The organism is Xanthomonas sp. NCPPB 3761 (genome assembly GCF_041475705.2).
Taxonomy (GTDB): domain Bacteria; phylum Pseudomonadota; class Gammaproteobacteria; order Xanthomonadales; family Xanthomonadaceae; genus Xanthomonas; species Xanthomonas phaseoli.
Genome location: NZ_CM191262.1, coordinates 3,680,966 through 3,701,305, shown reverse-complemented (window position 1 = coordinate 3,701,305; position 20,340 = coordinate 3,680,966). Strand labels below are relative to the sequence as shown.

Annotated in this window: 19 protein-coding genes and 4 pseudogenes; 12 read left to right on the top strand and 11 right to left on the bottom strand. The window is 61.2% G+C overall.

Annotation, left to right across the window (positions count from 1 at the left end; genetic code table 11):
- Positions 1 to 6: 6 nt before the first annotated feature.
- Positions 7 to 1,094, bottom strand: a protein-coding gene (locus tag ACCQ00_RS16105) for an IS3-like element ISXac2 family transposase (protein WP_099770635.1) whose coding sequence is annotated in 2 segments (ribosomal slippage) — positions 7 to 842 and positions 842 to 1,094 — 1,089 coding nt in all. Because the reading frame shifts where the segments join, the coding sequence is not laid out codon by codon here.
- Between the two features lie 70 nt (positions 1,095 to 1,164).
- On the opposite strand from ACCQ00_RS16105, the pseudogene ACCQ00_RS16100 reads away from it, so the two are divergent.
- Positions 1,165 to 1,824 (top strand): annotated as a pseudogene (locus ACCQ00_RS16100) (IS256-like element ISXax1 family transposase); the annotation flags it as partial.
- A 32-nt stretch (positions 1,825 to 1,856) separates the two neighbouring features.
- Here the strand turns inward: ACCQ00_RS16100 and ACCQ00_RS16095 are convergent.
- Positions 1,857 to 2,162 (bottom strand): annotated as a pseudogene (locus ACCQ00_RS16095) (transposase); the annotation flags it as partial.
- Positions 2,163 to 2,699: 537 nt separating this feature from the next.
- Positions 2,700 to 3,341: a XopG/HopH/AvrPtoH family type III secretion system effector gene (gene xopG / locus ACCQ00_RS16090; RefSeq protein ID WP_005997167.1), complete on the bottom strand. Its 642-nt coding sequence runs from the start codon at positions 3,339 to 3,341 to the stop codon at positions 2,700 to 2,702.
- 419 nt (positions 3,342 to 3,760) lie between these two features.
- On the opposite strand from xopG, the gene ACCQ00_RS16085 reads away from it, so the two are divergent.
- From ACCQ00_RS16085 to ACCQ00_RS16070, 4 genes are all read left to right on the top strand, one after another.
- Positions 3,761 to 3,985 carry a hypothetical protein gene (locus tag ACCQ00_RS16085; protein WP_039575752.1) on the top strand — a complete coding sequence of 75 codons (225 nt, stop codon included), beginning with the start codon at positions 3,761 to 3,763 and terminating at the stop codon, positions 3,983 to 3,985.
- Positions 3,986 to 4,383: 398 nt separating this feature from the next.
- Positions 4,384 to 4,863 (top strand): JAB domain-containing protein, encoded by a 480-nt coding sequence (locus ACCQ00_RS16080; RefSeq protein WP_039575701.1) that lies wholly within the window; start codon positions 4,384 to 4,386, stop codon positions 4,861 to 4,863.
- Positions 4,864 to 4,933: 70 nt separating this feature from the next.
- Positions 4,934 to 5,125 (top strand): hypothetical protein, encoded by a 192-nt coding sequence (locus ACCQ00_RS16075; RefSeq protein ID WP_046736104.1) that lies wholly within the window; start codon positions 4,934 to 4,936, stop codon positions 5,123 to 5,125.
- A 335-nt stretch (positions 5,126 to 5,460) separates the two neighbouring features.
- Positions 5,461 to 5,859, top strand: a complete 399-nt coding sequence (locus ACCQ00_RS16070; protein ID WP_127446520.1) for a DNA adenine methylase — start codon at positions 5,461 to 5,463, stop codon at positions 5,857 to 5,859.
- A gap of 23 nt (positions 5,860 to 5,882) precedes the next feature.
- On the opposite strand, the gene ACCQ00_RS16065 is transcribed toward ACCQ00_RS16070, so the two are convergent.
- Positions 5,883 to 6,905 carry an IS3 family transposase gene (locus ACCQ00_RS16065; protein ID WP_236493351.1) on the bottom strand — a complete coding sequence of 341 codons (1,023 nt, stop codon included), beginning with the start codon at positions 6,903 to 6,905 and terminating at the stop codon, positions 5,883 to 5,885.
- Positions 6,878 to 7,027: pseudogene (locus ACCQ00_RS16060) on the bottom strand (transposase); the annotation flags it as partial. The gene ACCQ00_RS16065 and the pseudogene ACCQ00_RS16060, both read right to left, overlap by 28 nt.
- A 729-nt stretch (positions 7,028 to 7,756) precedes the next feature.
- Here ACCQ00_RS16060 and ACCQ00_RS16055 point away from each other — a divergent pair.
- The 3 genes from ACCQ00_RS16055 to ACCQ00_RS16045 all read left to right on the top strand — a co-directional run bounded on the left by ACCQ00_RS16055 (position 7,757) and on the right by ACCQ00_RS16045 (position 9,427).
- A complete protein-coding gene (locus tag ACCQ00_RS16055; RefSeq protein ID WP_039575373.1) occupies positions 7,757 to 8,443 on the top strand; it encodes a thermonuclease family protein in 687 nt (228 codons plus the stop codon).
- Between the two features lie 108 nt (positions 8,444 to 8,551).
- Positions 8,552 to 8,944, top strand: a complete 393-nt coding sequence (locus ACCQ00_RS16050; protein ID WP_017154749.1) for a hypothetical protein — start codon at positions 8,552 to 8,554, stop codon at positions 8,942 to 8,944.
- Between the two features lie 90 nt (positions 8,945 to 9,034).
- Positions 9,035 to 9,427, top strand: a complete 393-nt coding sequence (locus ACCQ00_RS16045) for an H-NS histone family protein (RefSeq protein WP_017154750.1) — start codon at positions 9,035 to 9,037, stop codon at positions 9,425 to 9,427.
- Between the two features lie 458 nt (positions 9,428 to 9,885).
- On the opposite strand, the gene glgX is transcribed toward ACCQ00_RS16045, so the two are convergent.
- Positions 9,886 to 12,018, bottom strand: coding sequence for a glycogen debranching protein GlgX (glgX, locus tag ACCQ00_RS16040; RefSeq protein WP_039575367.1), 2,133 nt, complete (start codon positions 12,016 to 12,018; stop codon positions 9,886 to 9,888).
- 491 nt (positions 12,019 to 12,509) lie between these two features.
- On the opposite strand from glgX, the gene rimK reads away from it, so the two are divergent.
- The 4 genes and pseudogenes from rimK to ACCQ00_RS16020 all read left to right on the top strand — a co-directional run bounded on the left by rimK (position 12,510) and on the right by ACCQ00_RS16020 (position 16,077).
- Positions 12,510 to 13,397, top strand: coding sequence for a 30S ribosomal protein S6--L-glutamate ligase (rimK, locus tag ACCQ00_RS16035; RefSeq protein WP_039575370.1), 888 nt, complete (start codon positions 12,510 to 12,512; stop codon positions 13,395 to 13,397).
- A 176-nt stretch (positions 13,398 to 13,573) separates the two neighbouring features.
- A pseudogene (locus ACCQ00_RS16030) lies at positions 13,574 to 14,048 on the top strand (hypothetical protein).
- 24 nt (positions 14,049 to 14,072) lie between these two features.
- On the top strand, positions 14,073 to 14,750 hold the full coding sequence (locus ACCQ00_RS16025; RefSeq protein ID WP_003490678.1) for a response regulator transcription factor: 678 nt from the start codon (positions 14,073 to 14,075) through the stop codon (positions 14,748 to 14,750).
- The gene (locus tag ACCQ00_RS16020) at positions 14,743 to 16,077 is read left to right on the top strand and encodes a sensor histidine kinase (protein ID WP_039575364.1); all 1,335 of its coding nucleotides are present in this window, start codon (positions 14,743 to 14,745) and stop codon (positions 16,075 to 16,077) included. Before ACCQ00_RS16025 ends, ACCQ00_RS16020 begins: the two co-directional genes overlap by 8 nt.
- A 105-nt stretch (positions 16,078 to 16,182) precedes the next feature.
- Here the strand turns inward: ACCQ00_RS16020 and ACCQ00_RS16015 are convergent, their stop codons facing one another.
- From ACCQ00_RS16015 to ACCQ00_RS15995, 5 genes are all read right to left on the bottom strand, one after another.
- On the bottom strand, positions 16,183 to 16,452 hold the full coding sequence (locus ACCQ00_RS16015; RefSeq protein ID WP_080948717.1) for a SymE family type I addiction module toxin: 270 nt from the start codon (positions 16,450 to 16,452) through the stop codon (positions 16,183 to 16,185).
- An 8-nt stretch (positions 16,453 to 16,460) separates the two neighbouring features.
- Positions 16,461 to 17,548 (bottom strand): IS3-like element ISXac2 family transposase gene (locus ACCQ00_RS16010; RefSeq protein ID WP_099770635.1). Its coding sequence is split into 2 segments (ribosomal slippage): positions 16,461 to 17,296 and positions 17,296 to 17,548, totalling 1,089 coding nucleotides; the frame shifts between segments, so codons are not numbered across the junction.
- Positions 17,549 to 17,596: 48 nt separating this feature from the next.
- A complete protein-coding gene (locus ACCQ00_RS16005; RefSeq protein WP_157926032.1) occupies positions 17,597 to 18,667 on the bottom strand; it encodes an RHS repeat domain-containing protein in 1,071 nt (356 codons plus the stop codon).
- A 181-nt stretch (positions 18,668 to 18,848) separates the two neighbouring features.
- The gene (gene coaE / locus ACCQ00_RS16000; protein WP_007962470.1) at positions 18,849 to 19,460 is read right to left on the bottom strand and encodes a dephospho-CoA kinase; all 612 of its coding nucleotides are present in this window, start codon (positions 19,458 to 19,460) and stop codon (positions 18,849 to 18,851) included.
- Positions 19,461 to 19,470: 10 nt separating this feature from the next.
- The gene (locus tag ACCQ00_RS15995) at positions 19,471 to 20,334 is read right to left on the bottom strand and encodes a prepilin peptidase (RefSeq protein ID WP_039573976.1); all 864 of its coding nucleotides are present in this window, start codon (positions 20,332 to 20,334) and stop codon (positions 19,471 to 19,473) included.
- Positions 20,335 to 20,340 lie beyond the last annotated feature (6 nt).

Sequence of the window (20,340 nt, the reverse complement as noted above, 5' to 3'; positions counted from 1 at the left end):
GTGGAGCTAAGCGGCCATCGCCAACTTCATGGCAGGCGTGATGCCGCCGAGCGCCATATTCGGACGCTCGTGGTTGTACGTCCATAGCCAGCGGGTGGCTTTGTCCTGCACCTGGTCGATGGTGTCGAACAGGGTTTGGGCGAGCCAGGCGTAGCGGATGGTGCGGTTGTAGCGTTCAACGTAGGCGTTCTGCTGTGGCTTGCCCGGCTGGATGTGCTCGACCCGGATACCATGCCGCTGCGCCCAGGACAGCAACGCGCCACTGATGTATTCAGGGCCGTTGTCGCAGCGGATCACGGCGGGCTTGCCGCGCCACTCGATGATCTGCTCCAGCGATCGGATCACACGGGCTGACGGCAGCGACAGATCCACCTCGATCCCCAGCCCCTCGCGATTGAAGTCGTCGAGCACATTGAACAGCCGGAAGCTGCGGCCGTCGGCCAACTGGTCGTGCATGAAGTCCATCGACCAGACCTGGTTGATAGCCTCCGGCACCGCCAGAGGCTCGGGCCGCTCACGCACCAGCCGCTTCCTCGGCTTGATCCGCAGGTTCAACTCCAGCTCGCGGTAGATCCGGTAGACCCGCTTGTGATTCCAGCCAAAGCCCTTCACGTTGCGCAGGTACAGGTAGCACAGGCCAAAGCCCCAGTCGCGATGGGCGGTCGTCAGGCGGACCAGCCAGTCGGCGATCCGGGCGTTCTGCTCGCTGGCCTTGGCCTGGTAGCGGAAGCAGGTCTGGCTCACCGCGAAGGCCTGGCAGGCGTGGCGGATGTTCGTACGCCCGCTCGTGACTGCCGATTGGGCCATCTCGCGTCGCTGAGATGGCCTCACCATTTTTTTGCGAGCGCTTCCTTCAGCAGGTCGGTACTGAGCTGCGCCTCGGCGTACATCTTCTTGAGCCGGCGGTTCTCCTCCTCCAGCTCCTTCATGCGCGCGACCATGGACACGTCCATGCCGCCGAACTTGCTGCGCCACTTGTAGAACGTGGCCGAGCTGATGCCGTGCTCGCGGCACAGCTCCGGCACGGGCGCACCGGCCTGGGCCTGCTTGAGCACGGCGATGATCTGGCTGTCGGTAAAGCGGGACTTCTTCATGGAACCTCCTCGAGAAAGGATACGAGAAAATTCCACTTCTGGCGTCTGCTAATGGGCGGGGGGATTACCGGTGTACCTGGCCATCGGCATCACCATGGGCGGCGAGAAGGAAGTGCTGGGCCTATGGCTGGCGCAGGCCGAGGGTGCCAAGTTTTGGCTGCAAGTCGTGACGGAGCTACGCAACCGCGGGGTGCAGGACATCTTCATTGCCTGCGTCGATGGCCTGAAGGGGTTTCCCGAGGCGATCGAGGCGGTGTTCCCGCAGACCACCGTGCAGCTGTGCATCGTGCACATGGTGCGGCACAGCCTGAACTACGTCTCGTGGAAACGCCGCGCCGAGGTTGCCGCCGATCTCAAGCGCATTTACGCCTGCGCCACCGTCGAGGAGGCCGAGCAGGCACTGACCGAGTTCGAGGCCAAGTGGGACGCCCAGTACCCGCCCATCAGCCAGTCATGGCGGCGCAATTGGTCACGACTGATCCCGTTCTTCGACTACCCACCGGAGATCCGCAAGGTGATCTATACGACCAACGCCATCGAGTCGGTCAACATGAGCCTGCGCAAGCTGACCAAGAACCGCGGCGCGTTCCCCAGCGACGAAGCCTTGATGAAACTGTTCTACCTGGCTCTGCGCAACATCACCAAGAAATGGACGCTGCCGATCCGCGACTGGAAGGCTGCGCTGAACCGCTTTACGATCCAGTTCGAGGGGCGACTTCCTCAGCGGTAACCCAAACCACGGTTACACAAAATTCTGCACACGCTCTCGTCCGGCACCTCATCCAGCCCGCCGATCTTGGCGAAACGGCGCATCGACACCGTGTCGTACAAGGCTTCTTCCGCCGATGGATCGCTCAATGCATACCACTGCTGCAAAAAGTGGATGCGCAGCATCGTCTCCAGCCGATACGGCTGTCGTCCCGGTTGCCCCGACTTCGGATAGTGCGGCTCGATCAGCCCCAGCAGCTCCTTCCACGGCACGACCTGCTCCATCTCGGCCAAAAACACCTCACGCCGCGTCCGCTTGCGCTTGCCGTCGTACTCCGCGTCGCCGAAGGTCAGCTGCATCGAAATCGTCTACTCGGGTCGATGATCGATTGTGGCAGATCAGGACGGATTGTTCAGAGTTTCCTTAATCCCCTGCCATGGCAGGTTCACCCCCGCCACCTCCTATCGTCAAACCTAAATTCAGTCGTAATTTTGGAATGTAGAGCTCGGTCACACTTGACGGCCAACGCCCACAAAAATCTGGTCTGAGGCTGGGCCTGACGGCCGTCGAGCAGAGGAAATCCTGTCGTGGCACGGGCTAACGGACGCGGACGACAAGGGTTGATGCCAAGTTGCGGTTAGGCCGCGCTTAGCGAGCTTGTGCTCTAGTCGTAGCACATGGTCATCCAATGCTTAGCTTAGCCACGCGCAGCGCTTCGCTCGGGAAGACGGCGCTGGGACTGGAGTAGCGTTGACGAGTAATGCCGCTTGATAAAAATGTTCCAGGCAGTATCCCCAACTGAGCAGCCGGGGCATGCCGGGCACTTGTGAAGCGGCAGGATGTGTGGCTCTGAGATGGTGTGACGATCTAATCAAGTGCTTAACCGATATGCGGCCTCACATGCCGTGAGGCTTATATTTTTTGCGGACAGGTAGCCCATGTTCCTGCCTGATGGAGTTTTCGCTCGGTTGCCTGGTCTTTCGATATTCGTATTTTCCGACGCCGACGGCCCTGAGTTCCTCCTTTCCGGCTTCGGATGTTTCGTCGTAGCGATCTCCACCCTTGTAGGCTCTCGACGTGCCCGCCAATAGATGCTGAGCATGGATAAGCTCGTGTGCAAGAACTACAAACGACTCCTCGGGATCCGATCCAAGACGAAGAGGGGAGCCGTTTGAATTCAGTTCGATATGACTCTGCGGGCTCCATTCTATAATGGCATTGCATCCCTTTCCTTTTCTTGCTCGTTCCTTGGCGAGCTCTAGGTTATCGGCGAAAGTCTCTGGATCATATTTTTCAACTTCGCTCGCGCTAAGTACGGCTCTGGTATTGGGCTGCGCTTCAGCGCCGATCTCCGCTATGGTCACTTTTCGATTCTTGCGAGCGCTGATAGCGCTCAAGCCTTGAAGAAGAGCGCTGCCTGAGCTGCCGGCCGCAATCTTCTCAAGCGCTGATTCAACTTGGTTCTTGTATGGCTCTTCTCGAGCGCTTGTCTGAGTGGAAATATAGATTCCTGGAAAGTTCGTTTGACTGATTGGCATGTGAGTATGTGTCGTCGAAGTGTCTGTAGGAGTTGCACTTGAATGGTAACGGTGAGGAGGCTGACATGTCGCCGGCATGTGAAATCCTGTCATCAATGGCGAATGCATGTTCCATTTCGGGCTCTGTGGATTGAGTTGTCGCAGAGCAGTTCAACCTCCGCGACGCGGTTGAATTAATCAGATTTATATTCAAAGCAGCGATATGTGTGCCTCGGAACTTTCTGGCATCCAATAGGGCGCGACACCGATGGCGCGACGAATGCTAAGAGCGCAATCTGACCTTGCCGGACGTGGGACCCAATGGTCGCTCACCCTACGGGGCGCTTGAGCAGCGCCATCTCGGCACCTGAAGGGGCTAGCTGTCTTGCGTTGGCCGCGGCGTCTCAAGCAGTGCGACCGCACTGCCGATACTCAGGCCCATGGACAGAGCCGAGCTTCGCCGTCACCTCGAACGCCTGGATGCTGCGGTGCCCGCCCTGCGGGCCTCCAGTCCTGATCGCCGTCATTTTTGGCAAGCCTTTGCCAATATGGCTGCTGCCATCGAGAGCAAGGCGATGATGAGCGAGGACGCGCAGTTCGTCGGCCGTCGGGCCGAGGAAATCTTGTCGTGGCACGGACTGGGAAGCATAGACGAACACGTCTGAGCCCGTTGGGGTCGACCAGCCCATCCCGATGCCTGCGTGCTTCTCATGCGCAGCGATGCGAACGTCAGGCAAGCACAGGTCCGCAGAAGGCTCATCACTGACAGCCAAGCTCAAGCATCGCCTGATGACATCAATCGACCCCGTCCATTCGAATGCCGTTTGGTCCGAAAGCCTTGTGGGGCTGCATGGGGCTGTATCCACCAGCGCTGGGCCTCTGAAAGGGACCTTAGCTTCGCTGCCCCTATCCGCAAGGCCAGGCCTCCTTCTCGACGCTGACGCTCTGTTGCGGCCCTTCGCTGCGCGCCGCTACCGCGGTGCTCACTCCTGGGTGCGGTAGGGCCGGACGCTTCGCCTGTCGGTTCCCACGAGGCGCACAACGCGCTGGTGGAGAAGAACCGATGAAGCGCACCCAAGACCTGAAGGCTCAATACCAACTCCAGATGGACGAGGAGGGCATCTTGCTCGCCGCCGCGACCATCCTGGAGCAACGCCTTCAACGCCAAGGCCGAATCCACAGCCCCGACCAAGCCGGCAGCTACCTGGTCGCCCGCTGCGCCCACCTGCCGCACGAAGTCTTCGGCGTCGTCTTCCTCGACACCAAGCACCACATCCTGGCCGCCGAGCATCTGTTCACTGGCACCATCGACGGCTGCGAAGTCCATCCACGGGTCGTCGCCAAACGTGCCCTGGGGCTCAACGCCGTCGCCCTCATCCTCTTCCACAACCACCCGAGCGGGAACCCTGAGCCCAGCGAAGCAGACCGCAAGGTCACCCAACGCCTGCAGGAAGCCCTCGGCCTCCTGGACATCCGGATCCTTGACCACCTGGTCATCGGTGGTCAGAAGAGCGTCAGCCTGGCTAGCAGGGGGTGGGCATAGCCCGCCCCCTTCACTTCCCCGGTCTGCCGACGCTAGACTGCGAAGGCAGATCCACATCCATGGAGCAGGAATGAAGGCGTTTCACGTGCGTGGGATCGTGTGGGAGACCGACGGCAAGCGTCCGTCATTGCCCGCTGAAGCCACGGTCGAATGCGAGAGCGAAGAAGACATCGCCGATGCGCTTAGCGATGCTTACGGATGGTTGGTGAGTGACTTTACTGTCGTGGGCAGATCCAGTAGCGGTCGCGGGCCAAGCGCTTAATTCGGATTTAGAGATGCGAGCCATCCTGCTTGTTAGGCTAATGGAACTACTTGGACCCAAGGACCATACAAGCTGCTTCTCTTCGCCTGCGAGGCTCGGGTGGAGCTGCGGAGCTTTGATCTCCTGCTCCAAATCTGGTTTGCAAAAAGGCCTCCACGATTGACAAATCAGCACCCGTCTTTAGGATTGCCTTACTGGAAAAGAGCGAAATTGTGACATGAGCGAGGGTAAGGACGGAAACTTTTATAGCCCTCTGCGTTACCCAGGTGGCAAAGGCAGAATGGGGCCTTGGCTCGCAAGGCTGATGCGTGAAAATGGCTTGGAAGGAGGATGCTATGTCGAGCCTTACGCGGGTGGGGCTGGGGCTGCACTTTAATTTGCTTCTGCGAGGGCATGCTAAGCGAATTGTGATCAATGACGCAGACCCAGCTATTCACGCTTTCTGGGAGACTTTAGTTGATCGCCCTGACGAATTGATACGCCTCATTTGGGCGCATGCTCCCACGATGGAAACCCGGCGCTGGTCCCAGCAGGTGCTGCGGGATTTAGCGAACCACACAACTGCTGAGGTCGGTTTCGCCGCTTTCTTCTTGAATCGAACCAGTCGGTCGGGAATTCTAAATGGGGGCGTTATTGGGGGGAAAGAGCAAGCCGGCCCTTACAAGTTGGACGCGCGCTATAACCGTCAGAGATTGGTCGCGCGCATTGAAGCGGTTGCGGCTTATTCTGACTGATACGCCCAGGGTTCCGTAGACACTCAAGACCCTCGTTGCGCGTAGCGCCGTTCAAACTCTACAGGGGACAGGTCACCAGTTGAACCGTGGCGGCGGTTGGGGTTGTAGAACATCTCGATGTAGTCGAATACCTCGGCGCGTGCGGCGTCCTTGGTGGGATAGATTCGTCGCCTGATCCGCTCGCGTTTGAGCAGGCCGAAGAAGCTCTCCACGGGTGCGTTGTCGTGGCAGTTGCCACGCCGACTCATGCTGCATACCAAGCCATGGGACGCCAGGAAACTCTGCCAGTCATCGCTGGTGTAGACCGACCCTTGGTCTGAGTGAACCAAGCAACCAGCATTGGGTTTGCGCCGCCACACCGCAGACAACAAGGCCTGCACGACCAACTCGGTGTCGGCCCGATCGCGCATCGCCCAGCCGACGACCTGCCTGGAAAACAGATCGATCACCACAGCCAGGTACATCCAGCCTTCGTGCGTGCGGATGAAGGTGAAATCGCTCGCCCAGGCCGTGTCCGGCTCGGTCACGTCGAACTGTCGGTCAAGCAGGTTGGCCGCCGCCTTGCACTGCATCCCTCCATGGAAGCGCGGTTTGCGACCATAGCCCACCTGGGCACGCAATCCCTCGGCGCGCATCAATCGATGCACCCGATGGCGACTGCAACGCTCACCCAGATCGCGTAGATCCTTGGCGATCTTGCGATGCCCATACACACTGCCGCTGGCCAGCCAGTGGTGCTTGATCAGCCCCAGCAGGCGTTCGTCTTCCTTGGCGCGCTCACTGTCCGGCGACTTTAGCCACGCGTAGTATCCAGCCCGGTTCACCCGCAACACCCGGCACATCGCACACACCCTGAACTCCCCGCAGTGGGCTTGCATGAAGGCGTACTTTGCCTTTACCCCTTGGCAAAGTACGCGGCGGCCTTTTTTAGGATGTCGCGCTCCTCGGTCACTCGACGCAACTCTGCCTTCAGCCGCCGAACCTCGGCGCTCTGGTCCACCTCGGCGCGCTGTACCACGCCGGGCTTGCCGAACTTGCGCAGCCAGGCGTACAGGCTGTGCGTCGTGACACCCAGCCGCTCGGCGACGTCTGCCACCTTGAACCCACGATCCGTCACTTGCCGGACCGCCTCGATCTTGAACTCATCCGTATACCGCTTGCTGCTCATAGACATCTCCGAATCGACTATTTTCCATGGCCATGAGATGTCTAGGAAACCCTGGGCGTATCACCTTGAAGCGCTGCCGCCCGCTTGGCTATGATCGGGTATCACGCGGGGTATCATTTTTGGATCACCCCACTCCGGGATAAGCTAGGAAAATCAATTGGTTGGCGTGGTAGGATTCTGTTCCCATCGCCCGCTCCATATTCGGCGCGTCTTTTGCCAGAGCGCATCGCTCCGCAGCTCACTTTCCTCGATTGCATGCAGCCGAGCATCGGTTGATCGGGCGCTGTGCGATCGCGCATCACGCTGAGCCGCAGCGCATTGAGATCCATCATCGCGCGTTCGGTATTGGCGGCGCCCCGCGCGATACATGACGCATCGTGCTCAGCGAGCGGTGCAATGTGTGCTGAAGAAATCTACATCTAGCACCAGTCTGGCCAAGCTTCGGCTGAATTCCTGCGGCGAATCGCTACAGAGCGCGCTTGTCTACCTGCGCGCCATCCAGCACGTCGCGTGCTCGCTCTGTGCATGCAAGACATCTGAAGCATGCGCAAACAACGAGGAAAAAGGATAGGCATCGCGGGTGGATTGGCATACAGTGCCGGCCGCTGCGCTGGCATTGGTTGCCGGCGCAGATGTCAGGTTCGATGGAATGCTTGACCAGGCCGACCGGCTGCAGTGGCAACAAGGCAAGACACGCGGAGCGCAGTCTGCCGATTAGACGGGAAGTGGCTGTTGAAGTTGTTGAAACGTTGGGTTTTGTCGGTGCTGGTATTTTTTGCTTTACCTGTCAGTGCTGCGGAGCTGGTCGGTCGTGCGACGGTGACCGATGGCGACACCATCACCATTGCCCATCAGCGCATCCGCCTGTGGGGAATCGATGCGCCGGAGAGCGCGCAGCAGTGCGGCGCACACGATGGCAGCGCCTGGCCGTGCGGCCGCCGCGCTGCAGCGGCATTGGATGGCTATCTGCTGGACAAGACCGTGTATTGCCAGCCGAAAGATACCGATCGCTATGGCCGCACAGTGGCCGAATGCTTCGTGCAGGGGCAGTCCGTCAATGCCTGGATGGTGCGCTCTGGCTGGGCGGTCGCCTATCGTCAATATGCCACCGCGTTCGAGGCGGACGAGCGCATCGCGCAGCAGCAGCGGCGCAATCTCTGGCAGGGCGCGTTTCAGATGCCGGCAGACTACCGCCGCGACAAGAAGGCGCGGACAGCAACCACACGCCAGGTTGCAACGTCGGCGCCAGGCAATTGCGCGATCAAGGGCAATATCTCCAGTGACGGCAAAAAGATCTTTCATGTCCCGGGCCAGCGCGATTACGCAAAGACGCGCATCTCGCCAGCGAAGGGCGAGCGTTTCTTCTGTTCGGTGAATGAAGCGGCTGCTGCCGGGTGGAGACCGGCGCAGCGGTGATGGTGCTGCGGCGTCCCGATGCCCCGGCATCCGGGCTTCTGAATTTTCTTGCCTAGAGTCAGGGAGATCCCGATTGAGCCGGCGCTAGCGCCGCCGCATAGTGCAGGCATGGCCACCCATTCCCAACTCGTCGGCGCGCTGATCAAGGGGATGCGTCGTGCCGAGTCTGCGTGGGTGGCGTCGATCGCCTATGGCGCCGGGCTGGCAAGGCAGGTGCGCACCGGCCATGTCACGCCGGACAATGCGGGCAAGGTCTTGGACATGTTCGCGCTCGATCCCGAGCAGATCCGCGAACTCGGGCTGATCGGGGTGGAGGAGCTGGGCGAGGCGGTCTACCACGCCTGGTCGATCAATGCCGGCGAATTGGATCGGGTGGTGCAGTGGTTTCGCACGCCACGGGTGGAATTTGTCGGCAAACATTGCAGCGAACTGATCCGCGCCGGGCGGATCGGCCCGGTCCTGACCATGGCCCGCGAGCACGCACTGCTGCGCCATCGCTGAGCGCCGGCAGACCCGCGCGGGCCCGGGCGCTTTACGCTGGGCGGCCCAGCGGCAATACTCGTTGACCCGCCCATACCTTATGTTTTGCCAATGCGCCAGGATTCGCCCGCTTCACCCACCGCCGCCGCCCGGGCACAACTACTGGAAGAGCTGCGCAAGCTTGAGCAGGAAGAAGCGCAGCTGAAATACGCCCAGACGCTGGAAGCCTTCGACCAGGTGATCGAGGTGCTTACCCAGTTCGGCAACCGTTTCAATGCCAAGCAAAAATCCCAGATCGCCTCGCTGGCGATGACCGGCAAGACCAAGGGGCCGCTGTCTTCCACTGGCGAAGTGGTCGCCAAGTACTGGATTCCGCATTCCGGCGAAACCTGGTCCGGCCGTGGTCGTACACCGAAGGCGTTCAAGGCCTGGGAAGGCACCAGCTCTTATAAAGAGTGGAAAGCCAATCATCCGGACAAGCGCTTCCCGCTGTATCCGGGTTGAGTCGCCCGACATGTGATGTCGAAGGCCCGCAATGGGTGAGGCATTGCTTTTGGCCTTCGATGTTTTGATGAACGTTTGGCGCACCAGTACCTTGCTGTTGAGTGTCGTAAGCCGCGTGCCTTCAAACGACGCAGTGGGTGCCGGATCTCCAAGCAAAGCCCACGAGCTCAATACTTGCGAAAAAGCATTTGCCGTTTTTTCGCGCAAACCCCGCGATGGATGTTTACGCCTGCTAATTCCCGATCCAGGGAGTAAGCGATGATGACGTGGTCCAACGTGAGGGGTCGCGCAGATTCGCTTGGGTGTTGCCATCGGCACCATCACCCTGGCCATGCGCAAGCCGGGTAGCGCACGCAGGACCAATCCGTCATTCCGACGACGGAAACGAAAACGCTTGCTGCCTATCCGATACCGGTAGGCAGCAAGCGTCGCTTCTGATGTGCGTTGCTGGGACAGCCTTACTGGTCGCTCTTGCACTCGAAGACCGACACGCTACGCGGCGGGGCCAGGAATTCGCTGGCACCGGCCGGCATCATGTCCACTTCCAGCGCTTCGTCGGTGGAGAGCACCAGCTTCCAGTGCACCGGCTCATCGGAGGAGGGCAGGGTAAACGTCACGCCCTCGTGGTAGGCGTTGATGACGATGAGCAAGGTGTCGTCGTTGGCCAGTTCCTTGACCCCCGAGGTCTGCGCCTTGCCTTCCAGCAGCAGGCCCACAGAGCGCGCGGCCGGATCGGTCCAGTGCGCATCGTCCATTTCGATGCCGCCCGGATTGAGCCAGGTTAGATCGCGCAGCCCGGCTTCTTCGTTGTACTGCCCGTTGAGAAAGCGGCCCCGCGACAGGATCGGGTAGCGCTTGCGCAGACGGGTCAGTGCCTTCACGAATTCGGTCAGGCGGCCGTCGGTGGGATCGTTTTCCCAATCCAGCCAGGTGATTTCGTTGTCCTGGCAATAGGTATTGTTGTTGCCCCCCTGGGTCTGCGCGCGCTCGTCGCCGCTGAGCATCATCGGCGTGCCTTGCGATAGCAGCAGCGTGGCCAGCAGGTTCTTCATCTGGCGCTCGCGAATCTGCAACACCTCGGCGTTCTCGGTGTCGCCTTCTTCGCCGTAGTTGCAGGAGCCATCGTTCGACGAACCGTCGCGGTTGTCCTCGCCGTTATCGATGTTGTGCTTTTCGTTGTAGCTGACCAGGTCGCGCAAGGTGAAGCCATCGTGCGCGGTGATGAAGTTCACCGACGCCCACGGGCGCCGGCCGCGACGATCGAATAGATCGGCCGAACCGGTGAAGCGGGTCGCGAACTCCGCCAGCTTGCCGTCTTCGCCTTTCCAGAATTCGCGCGCATTGTCGCGGAACTTGTCGTTCCACTCCGACCAACCCGGCGGGAAGTGACCCACCTGATAACCACCCGGGCCGCAGTCCCACGGCTCGGCGATCAGCTTGACCTCCGACAGCAGCGGGTCCTGGTTGCAGGCATCCAGGAAGCCGCCGCGTTGATCGAAGCCGCTCGGCTCGCGGCCAAGAATGGTGGCCAGATCGAAGCGGAAGCCATCCACATGCATTTCGCCTGCCCAGTAGCGCAGCGAGTCGTTGACGAACTGGATCACCCGCGAATTGCTCAGATTCAGCGTATTTCCGGTGCCGGTATCGTTGATGTAGTAGCGCTTGTCGTCGGCCAAGCGGTAATAGCTGGCGTTGTCGATGCCCTTGAACGACAGGGTCGGCCCCAGCTCGCTGCCTTCGGCGGTGTGGTTGTAGACCACGTCCAGAATCACTTCCAGGCCCTGCTTGTGCATGGCCTTGACCATGTCGCGGAACTCATCGCGATGACCGCTGGACAGGTAGCGCGACTTCAGCGCGAAAAAGCCGATGGTGTTGTAGCCCCAGTAATTGCGCAGCCCCTTGTCGAGCAGATGCTGATCGTCCAGGTACGCATGTACCGGCAACAACTCCACCGCGGTGATGCCCAAGTCCTTGATGTATTGGAGGACCTGCGGCTGGGCCAGGCCGGCGAAGGTGCCACGCACCGCCTCGGGCACCTGTGGATTGCGCATCGTGTAGCCGCGTACATGGGTTTCGTAGATGACCGTTTCGTTCCACGGCTTGAGCAGGCGTGTGTCGTCTCCCCAGTCGTAGGTGTCTTCGACCACCACGCACTTGGGCATGAATGGCGCGCTGTCGCGCTCGTCGAAGCTCAGGTCGCCATCGGGGTGGCCCACGGTGTAGCCGTAGAGCTCGTCGGACCAGACCAGGTCGCCTTCCAGCTCGCGCGCATACGGGTCCAGCAGCAACTTGTTGTGGTTGAAGCGATGACCTTCGGTCGGCGCGTAGGGACCGTGCACGCGGTAGCCATAGCGCTGGCCCGGCTTGGCATCGGGAAGATACCCGTGCCAGATTTCGTTGGTGTACTCCGGCAGGTCGACGCGGGTTTCGTTGCCCTGTTCGTCGAACAGGCATAGCTCGACCCGCGTGGCATGCGCGGAAAACAGCGCGAAATTGGTGCCCTTGCCGTCGAAGACGGCGCCGCGTGGAAACGGGCGCCCCTGACGGATGCGGGAGGGGTTGGCATAGGCCGCGCTTGCTGGACGTCGCATGGAGAGTCTCGGAGGTGCCGGCACGCCGGCATTGAGGGGCCTCAAGCATTGCGTCTACCGCTGTGCAAAACGCGTTACGGCAACAGGTGTGCGGCGTGAGGGCGGCCGTCGCGATCGCTCACGCGGCGCGCCGCTGCAACGACGCGCCGGCGGGCCAGCTTACGGCCAAGCGCGAGTCATCGGGCAAGCCACCCACCGGTTGTGATCGGGACGACGGCATAGCGAGCGCTTTTCGCCACTACGCGCATGCGTTGCTTGAGCGACGCGCCAGCGCCCTGCTAGCATCGGCCCGGTTGAGGCCGTGCAGCACAATGTTGTTCGGACTTGTCGCGGTACCGTCGCTCTTCCGTTCTCGGGACCGTCGCAGTCGGCCTGATCGCAGCGTACATCGCGGGCTGCCGCGAACGCGCAATCGGCCTGCGCTGTACGGACTTGGGTCACTTCGTCATCAGACTCTGCCCATGTCCAAGCCGCGCCGTGTGCCTGCCGCGATGAAAATCGCCATCCTTTCCCGCAACAGCAAGCTCTATTCGACCCGGCGGCTGATCGAAGCCGGACGCAAGCGTGGTCACACCGTGCGCATCCTCGACCCGCTGCGTTGCTACATGCGCATCGCCGCCGACGGCTTCAGCCTGCACTACAAGGGCAAGTCGATCACCGGCTTCGATGCAGTGATCCCGCGCATCGGCGCCTCGATCACCCGCTATGCCACGGCAGTGCTGCGCCAGCTCGAGTTCATGGGCACCTACACGCCCAATCCGTCGGACGCCATCCTGCGCTCGCGCGACAAACTGCGCGCGCATCAGTTGTTGGCCGCGCAGGGCATCGACATGCCGGTCACCGTGTTCGGCGACAACCCCGACGACACCCAGGATCTGCTCTCCATGCTCGGCCCACCGCCGCACGTGGTGAAGTTGAACGAGGGTGCGCAAGGCGCCGGGGTGATCCTGACCGAAAAGGCCAGCGCTTCGCGCGGCGTAGTCGAAGCGCTGCGCGGGCTGTACGCCAACTTCATCGTGCAGGAGTTCATCGGTGAGGCCGAAGGCGCCGACCTGCGCTGCTTCGTGGTCGGCGACAGGGTCGTGGCGGCGATGCGCCGGCAGGCGGCCGAGGGCGATTTCCGGTCCAATCTGCACCTGGGCGGCACTGCCGCCGTGGCCGAGGCAACCGCGCAGGAACAGGAGGTCGCGGTGCGCTCGGCACGCGCCTTGGGCTTGGCAGTGGCAGGGGTGGACCTGATCCGGTCAAGACGCGGCCCGCTGGTGCTGGAGGTCAACTCGACCCCGGGTCTGGAAGGGGTGGAAGGCGTGTGCGGCGTGGATGTGGCCGAGGCGATTGTCCAGCACCTGGAGCAGTCGGTCCGCCGATCAGCTGGTTAACGGGTTTACCAAAAATTAACGAAAATCTAATTACGGCCTCGCTAGCCTCTTCCGACCGTAGCTCCGCTCTCGGCAGTGACGGTGATCGGGATGAACTTTTGGCCCAAGTGCGATGTCGCACTTGGGCCTTTTTATGGACGGCTTGCCGCTGTTTGGGTTCGCGTCTACATTCGCCAATGTTAAATGGGTCGGGCACAAGGAGGCGTCGCATGGCAAAGCGTTGGAGTATTGCGGGACTGCTGCTCGCCACTGGCCTGATGAGTGGTCATGCCCTGGCCGTTGCTCGATCTGGACAAGCCGTTCCAGCCTCAGGCCGCGCAGGTCCGTACCGATCTTGCCGACGGCGAGAAGTACTCCGAGATCAGTCAGGATGAGCGCGCTAAGGTGGGCGCTGCGCTTGATCGGATCGAAGCAGTATTCCAGACGCAGCCGGATCTCCAGGCACTGCAGCCAGCGCAATTGGCCGCCGTTCGCAACGATCAGGAGCTCGTCACCAGAATTTTGACCAGGGCGCGCGAAGATAGCCGGCTGATTTGTCGGCGCGTGCGCGCGACTGGGTCGCGGATGAGTACGAAACAGTGCATGACGGCTGCCCAGCGGCGCCGTCAGACCACGGTGAGTCAAGACGAAATTTCTCGGCGCCAGCGCTAAAACAGCTTAACGAACGAGGTTCCAGTGCGAATTCTAGTAATTGAAGATAACAGCGACATTGCCGCAAACCTTGGCGATTACCTCGAAGACCGTGGTCATACGGTGGACTTCGCCGCCGACGGGGTGACTGGCCTCCACCTTGCCGTGGTGCACGAGTTCGACGCCATCGTGCTCGACCTCAACCTGCCCGGCATGGATGGCATCGAGGTCTGCCGCAAGCTGCGCAACGAGGCGCGCAAGCAGACCCCCGTGTTGATGCTGACCGCGCGCGATTCGCTGGACAACAAGCTGGCCGGCTTCGACTCCGGCGCCGACGACTATCTGATCAAGCCGTTCGCGCTGCAGGAAGTGGAAGTGCGCCTCAACGCGCTGTCGCGTCGTGGCAAGGGCGTGCACACCCGCGTGCTGGAAACCGGCGATCTGGAATACAACCTGGATACGCTGGAAGTGCGGCGCCGCGGCAAGCTGCTCCAGCTCAACCCGACTGCGCTGAAGATCCTGCAGGCGCTGATGGAAGCCTCGCCGGCGGTGGTCACACGCCAGGAACTGGAAACCCGCGTGTGGGGCGAAGAACTGCCCGATTCGGATTCGTTGCGCGTGCATATCCACGGCCTGCGCGCCGTGGTCGACAAGCCGTTCGATGTGCCGATGATCCAGACCCGCCACGGCATCGGCTACCGCATCGCCTCGCCCGATGCCTGAAAGTACGAGCGAGACGCGGCCGGCGCGTAGGCGCGGCCGCTATCGGCGGCGCCTGCGCAGCCGCATCATCCTGTCGTTCGTGTTGTTGGGCTTCTGCCTGACAACGCTGTTCGCCTTCGCCACCAACTGGGCGCGCTCGCGCTTGGAAAACCAGCTGGTGGAAGATGTGATGAACCGCAACATCGACGCTTTCGCGCAACGCTTTTACTCCGATCCGATGCGCAACCCCGATCTGCCGTTGCAGCAGATGCGCGGGCGCGTGGTCAAAAGCGACAAGTTCGAAGCGCTACGCCGCGAACAACCGGAGTGGTATCAGCTGCCCGACGGCATCCACACCATCACCGGCGTGGACGAAAGCGGCAATACCTATTCGTACAAGCTTGCGGTGCGCAAGACACCGAGCGAATGGTTCTTCCTCGCCTACGACATGACCCAGGCGCTGAAGGGCGAGATCCAGCTCAAGCGTACCCTGGTCCTGTCGGTATTGGTGTTCAGCGGGTTTTCGTTGCTGATCGGCTGGTGGTCCGCGTCCAAGGTGATGCGCCCGGTCTCCGATCTGGCCGCACGCCTGCGTGCCTATCGCGGCGGCACCAGCCAACCCAAGCCACTGGCTGCGCACTTCCCGGACGACGAGGTCGGCCAGCTCGCCGAAGCGCTCGACGACTACTCGGCGCGTCTGACCGAAGTGGTGCAGCGCGACCGCGAATTCAACGCCGACGTCAGCCACGAACTGCGCACGCCGCTGGCGGTGATCCGCGGCGCCACCGAGCTGCTGCTCACCAAGCCCAACCTGGACGAAAAGGTGTTGCAGCGGCTGCAACGCATCCAGCGCGCAGAGCAGCAATGCAGCGATTTGATCGGCTCGCTGCTGTTGCTCTCGCGCAACGAGCGCTGGCAGGGCAGCAGCAACGTCGCCAAGGTGGCCGAACAACTGATCGATTCGCACCGCGCCCAGCTCGGCGGAAAGCCCCTGGAACTCGTGCTGGAAGGCGGGCGCGACCTGGTCATCGATGCACCGGAATCGGCCCTGTCGGTCGCGCTCGGCAACTTGATCGGCAACGCCGTCAAATACACCCAGGATGGCCAGGTGCGCGTGCGCGTGCTGGGCGATGCCGTCGAAGTGATCGATTCGGGCCCCGGCCTGAGCGAGGAAGACGCCGCCAAGCTGTTCCAGCGCGGCTACCGCGGCACCCACGCCGGGCACTCGCAGGGTGGTGGCATCGGTCTATCGATCGTCAGCCGTCTTTGCGATCTGTACGGCTGGCGGGTCAGCGTGCGCCCAGGCCAGCAGCGCGGCGTCATCGCAACATTGGCCTTCCATCGCTGACCACCACACGCACTCCCGTAGGAGCGCACCCGGGCGCGACGGCCTTACCCATTGCGCCCCCAGGGCAGCGCCTCCAGACAACAACAACCACACCCAAAACCCAGCTCAGCGCTCCACCACCGTCACCACCAACTTGCCCGCACGTGCCGTGGTCTGCAGCTTGCAGCCAACCGCAAAGCCCAATTGTTCCAGCCACAGCCCGCGCAAGCGCACGCTAGGGATGCGCTGGCTGTGTGGCCGGCCGGGTTCTGCATCGTAGAACGCATAGCCCACGGTGCAGCGCGAGGGCGTGCGCGCCTTGCGCGGTGGGCGCGGCGGTAGATCGTCCGCGCGAGGTCTGTTATGGGTAATCCCCCCACTTCTAGCGGTCGCCAGAAGTGGAGCTAAGCGGCCATCGCCAACTTCATGGCAGGCGTGATGCCGCCGAGCGCCATATTCGGACGCTCGTGGTTGTACGTCCATAGCCAGCGGGTGGCTTTGTCCTGCACCTGGTCGATGGTGTCGAACAGGGTTTGGGCGAGCCAGGCGTAGCGGATGGTGCGGTTGTAGCGTTCAACGTAGGCGTTCTGCTGTGGCTTGCCCGGCTGGATGTGCTCGACCCGGATACCATGCCGCTGCGCCCAGGACAGCAACGCGCCACTGATGTATTCAGGGCCGTTGTCGCAGCGGATCACGGCGGGCTTGCCGCGCCACTCGATGATCTGCTCCAGCGATCGGATCACACGGGCTGACGGCAGCGACAGATCCACCTCGATCCCCAGCCCCTCGCGATTGAAGTCGTCGAGCACATTGAACAGCCGGAAGCTGCGGCCGTCGGCCAACTGGTCGTGCATGAAGTCCATCGACCAGACCTGGTTGATAGCCTCCGGCACCGCCAGAGGCTCGGGCCGCTCACGCACCAGCCGCTTCCTCGGCTTGATCCGCAGGTTCAACTCCAGCTCGCGGTAGATCCGGTAGACCCGCTTGTGATTCCAGCCAAAGCCCTTCACGTTGCGCAGGTACAGGTAGCACAGGCCAAAGCCCCAGTCGCGATGGGCGGTCGTCAGGCGGACCAGCCAGTCGGCGATCCGGGCGTTCTGCTCGCTGGCCTTGGCCTGGTAGCGGAAGCAGGTCTGGCTCACCGCGAAGGCCTGGCAGGCGTGGCGGATGTTCGTACGCCCGCTCGTGACTGCCGATTGGGCCATCTCGCGTCGCTGAGATGGCCTCACCATTTTTTTGCGAGCGCTTCCTTCAGCAGGTCGGTACTGAGCTGCGCCTCGGCGTACATCTTCTTGAGCCGGCGGTTCTCCTCCTCCAGCTCCTTCATGCGCGCGACCATGGACACGTCCATGCCGCCGAACTTGCTGCGCCACTTGTAGAACGTGGCCGAGCTGATGCCGTGCTCGCGGCACAGCTCCGGCACGGGCGCACCGGCCTGGGCCTGCTTGAGCACGGCGATGATCTGGCTGTCGGTAAAGCGGGACTTCTTCATGGAACCTCCTCGAGAAAGGATACGAGAAAATTCCACTTCTGGCGTCTGCTAATGGGCGGGGGGATTACCCCCATATTTGTACGAAAAGGCAAGACTTCGCCCATTCGCATCAGTCGCTATTGAAACTTTCCCCTCACTGTAGCGAAAGGTTATAAAATCGCCGTCAGGGTAGTCGATTTTCTGCAAGTTGCCAGCTGCATCAAACTCTTCAATGGTCTGATCGGGAGCGTGGACATGCCAGCTCACCAGCGCCCCGTCCTCCCTAACTTCCTCGAGTACGTAGCGCACGTCGCTTTCTGCATGCCATTCGCCACTTCCCACGTCCTTGAACAAATAAGAGTTGCCACTTGGTCTTGTTAGCAGAACTGTTTTTGCGCCCGATGCTAAGTTGGCTCTGATGGACCGCATGTAAGAATGCCGCCACTCAATGCCTAGCGGAGAGCCGGCATCAAGCCCGATATTTCCGCTGGTGTAAAAGCGAGCGAATTGGAGCTTGGTTGCGGGTGCAGAGAAATCTATATCTTTCTGTAGCTTGGTGCCAGTAAAAAAATTGACCGGATTTCCTGCGGTGCAAGAGCCAGATGTTGGTGCATCACATTCGTTGTTCTTGCCCGGGTCAACTGGCCGACGAATGCATGTCATTATGTTATTTGGATTGGGATCAAATCCGGCTGGGCATTGCCAATGTTTTGCCAACAATGTAGGGAAATAACCGCTGCTTGAAGGTCGGCAAGTGGAATTGTCTGTGGTGCAATTATTTGCGCTTGAAAATCCAGCCGCAATGTAAGGGCGAAGTTCTGGTCCCTCCGGCCCTGTGTAGCTGATAACCACTATTGATGCGGGTTGTCCATTCCATAGTCCGTTGCCTTGTCCTTCACATTGGAGGATTCGGCAGCCAGCGCCATAATTGTCAATCTCAGGGTTGAATTCACCGGGTAGCGGTGGGATTTTGCTAACTTCGAAGTCTTGAGCGAGTACAGCAGACGTAGGAAGGCAGAGCGCTGTCATTAAAACAAGTTTTGATGCTTGTTGCAGCGCGATTGCCGTGAACCGCTTTTGAGAAATTAACGGTGAATTATTTGACTGGGTGATAAATGAATTACTGCTTCTGGCGTGCATTGCTCTCTTCCTTGATGGCTAAAATAATGGCTGGGGCAAAGGGTGTATTCATGCAACTATGCCCGAAGTGTCACTTGGGCGCATTGTCTGCACTCCTGCAATGCGAAAAGTAGCGTTTTTCGCCGATGCTCGTGACATGGTTTGCAACCACGGCCGCACCATCGTTGCCTACGATCAAGCGCTAATGCTCTGAAGCGGCTACCCGATAGACAACATCCAACCTGCGCGCTTCCTGCTCCAATTGTTCCGGAGTGCGGTCATTGCTAACAACATCGTCTGCGATGGCTTCTCGCTGTTCGCGCGTTGCCTGCGCGGCGATCATCCGATTCGCCAACTCGGGGGTTGCGCCATCGCGCCGCATTAGGCGCGCGTGCTGCAAGGCGGCGGGGACATCGACGACTAGGATGCGGTCCAGCCACGGGTAGGTGGCACGTCCCCCGGCTTCAGCAAGCAGCGGGATGGCCACGATGGTGTACGGCCCCGGGGTAGCCAGTGCCGCGCGACGCAGTTCGGCGCGGATGGCGGGGTGAGTGATGGCTTCCAGCGCCTTCCGTTGGAGTGGATCGGCAAAGACAATTTGGCGCAAGGCGGAGCGATCTAGCGCGCCATCCGGCAACAAGATGGCGCGTCCAAAGCGATCGGCGATGGCATCAAGAATGGGGCCGGGCTCCACAACCTGCCGCGCAACCACATCCGCATCGATCACCGGTACACCCAGTTTCTCGAACTCCGCGGCTAGCGCGCTCTTGCCGGACGCGATGCCGCCCGTAAGACCGACGATGAAATCACTCATCGTGCCAGGGTCAACGCAGACCCGCGAAGTGCAGATAGCTGTCCACCAGGTCGTTGCCCCAGAAGAACACCACCCAGCCGGCAATGGCCAGGTAGGGGCCGAACGGGATGGGGGTGGCGCGGTCGCGGCCCTTGGCGACCAGCCAGATCGAGCCGAGGATGGCGCCGACCAGCGAAGAGATCAGGATGATGGGCAGGATGCCTTTGAGCCCACACCAGGCGCCGAGCGCGGCCAGTAGCTTGAAATCGCCGTGGCCCATGCCCTCCTTGCCGGTGAGCTGTTTGAACAACCACCATACGGTCCATAGCGAAACATAGCCCACCGCCGCGCCCAACAGGGCGGGCTTGGCCGGCATGTAAAGGTTATCCATCGACCCGACCAGCCCCAACCACATCAGCGGCAGAGTCAACTGGTCCGGCAGTAGCTTGTGACGCAGGTCGATGCCCGACATCGCCACCAGGAAGCAACTCAACACGATCGCGCCGAAGCCCTGCCAGCCGAAGCCGAAGCGCCACACGCTGGCGACGCACAGGATGGAGGTGAGCAACTCGACCAACGGATACTGAATCGAGATCGGCTTGCCGCTGTAGCGCGACTTGCCGCGCAGCATCGCCCAGCTCAGGACCGGAATGTTTTCCCACCACTTGAGCTTGTCGCCTGTCACCGGGTCGTGCGAGGGCTCCACCACGATCCCCGGCGGCGGCGGCTCGTAGATATCGGGCAGCTCCAAAATCTCGCGCGCATCCCGCCGCCACTGCCATTCCATGCGCTTGGGTAAGCGCAGGATCACCACGTTCAGGAAGCTGCCGATCAGCAGTCCCAGTCCGGCCGCGGCGGGAAAGCCGAGGCCGGGATGCTGGTCGAGAAATGCCATTACGTC

Bases quoted from the DNA above. Each gene is read 5' to 3' on its own strand.
- xopG (WP_005997167.1), bottom strand. From the start codon at position 3,341: ATGCCAATCAGTCAAACGAACTTTCCAGGAATCTATATTTCCACTCAG.
- ACCQ00_RS16085 (WP_039575752.1), top strand. From the start codon at position 3,761: ATGGACAGAGCCGAGCTTCGCCGTCACCTCGAACGCCTGGATGCTGCG.
- ACCQ00_RS16080 (WP_039575701.1), top strand. From the start codon at position 4,384: ATGAAGCGCACCCAAGACCTGAAGGCTCAATACCAACTCCAGATGGAC.
- ACCQ00_RS16075 (WP_046736104.1), top strand. From the start codon at position 4,934: ATGAAGGCGTTTCACGTGCGTGGGATCGTGTGGGAGACCGACGGCAAG.
- ACCQ00_RS16070 (WP_127446520.1), top strand. From the start codon at position 5,461: ATGTCGAGCCTTACGCGGGTGGGGCTGGGGCTGCACTTTAATTTGCTT.
- ACCQ00_RS16050 (WP_017154749.1), top strand. From the start codon at position 8,552: ATGGCCACCCATTCCCAACTCGTCGGCGCGCTGATCAAGGGGATGCGT.
- ACCQ00_RS16045 (WP_017154750.1), top strand. From the start codon at position 9,035: ATGCGCCAGGATTCGCCCGCTTCACCCACCGCCGCCGCCCGGGCACAA.
- glgX (WP_039575367.1), bottom strand. From the start codon at position 12,018: ATGCGACGTCCAGCAAGCGCGGCCTATGCCAACCCCTCCCGCATCCGT.
- rimK (WP_039575370.1), top strand. From the start codon at position 12,510: ATGAAAATCGCCATCCTTTCCCGCAACAGCAAGCTCTATTCGACCCGG.
- ACCQ00_RS16020 (WP_039575364.1), top strand. From the start codon at position 14,743: ATGCCTGAAAGTACGAGCGAGACGCGGCCGGCGCGTAGGCGCGGCCGC.
- ACCQ00_RS16005 (WP_157926032.1), bottom strand. From the start codon at position 18,667: ATGCACGCCAGAAGCAGTAATTCATTTATCACCCAGTCAAATAATTCA.
- coaE (WP_007962470.1), bottom strand. From the start codon at position 19,460: ATGAGTGATTTCATCGTCGGTCTTACGGGCGGCATCGCGTCCGGCAAG.
- ACCQ00_RS15995 (WP_039573976.1), bottom strand. From the start codon at position 20,334: ATGGCATTTCTCGACCAGCATCCCGGCCTCGGCTTTCCCGCCGCGGCC.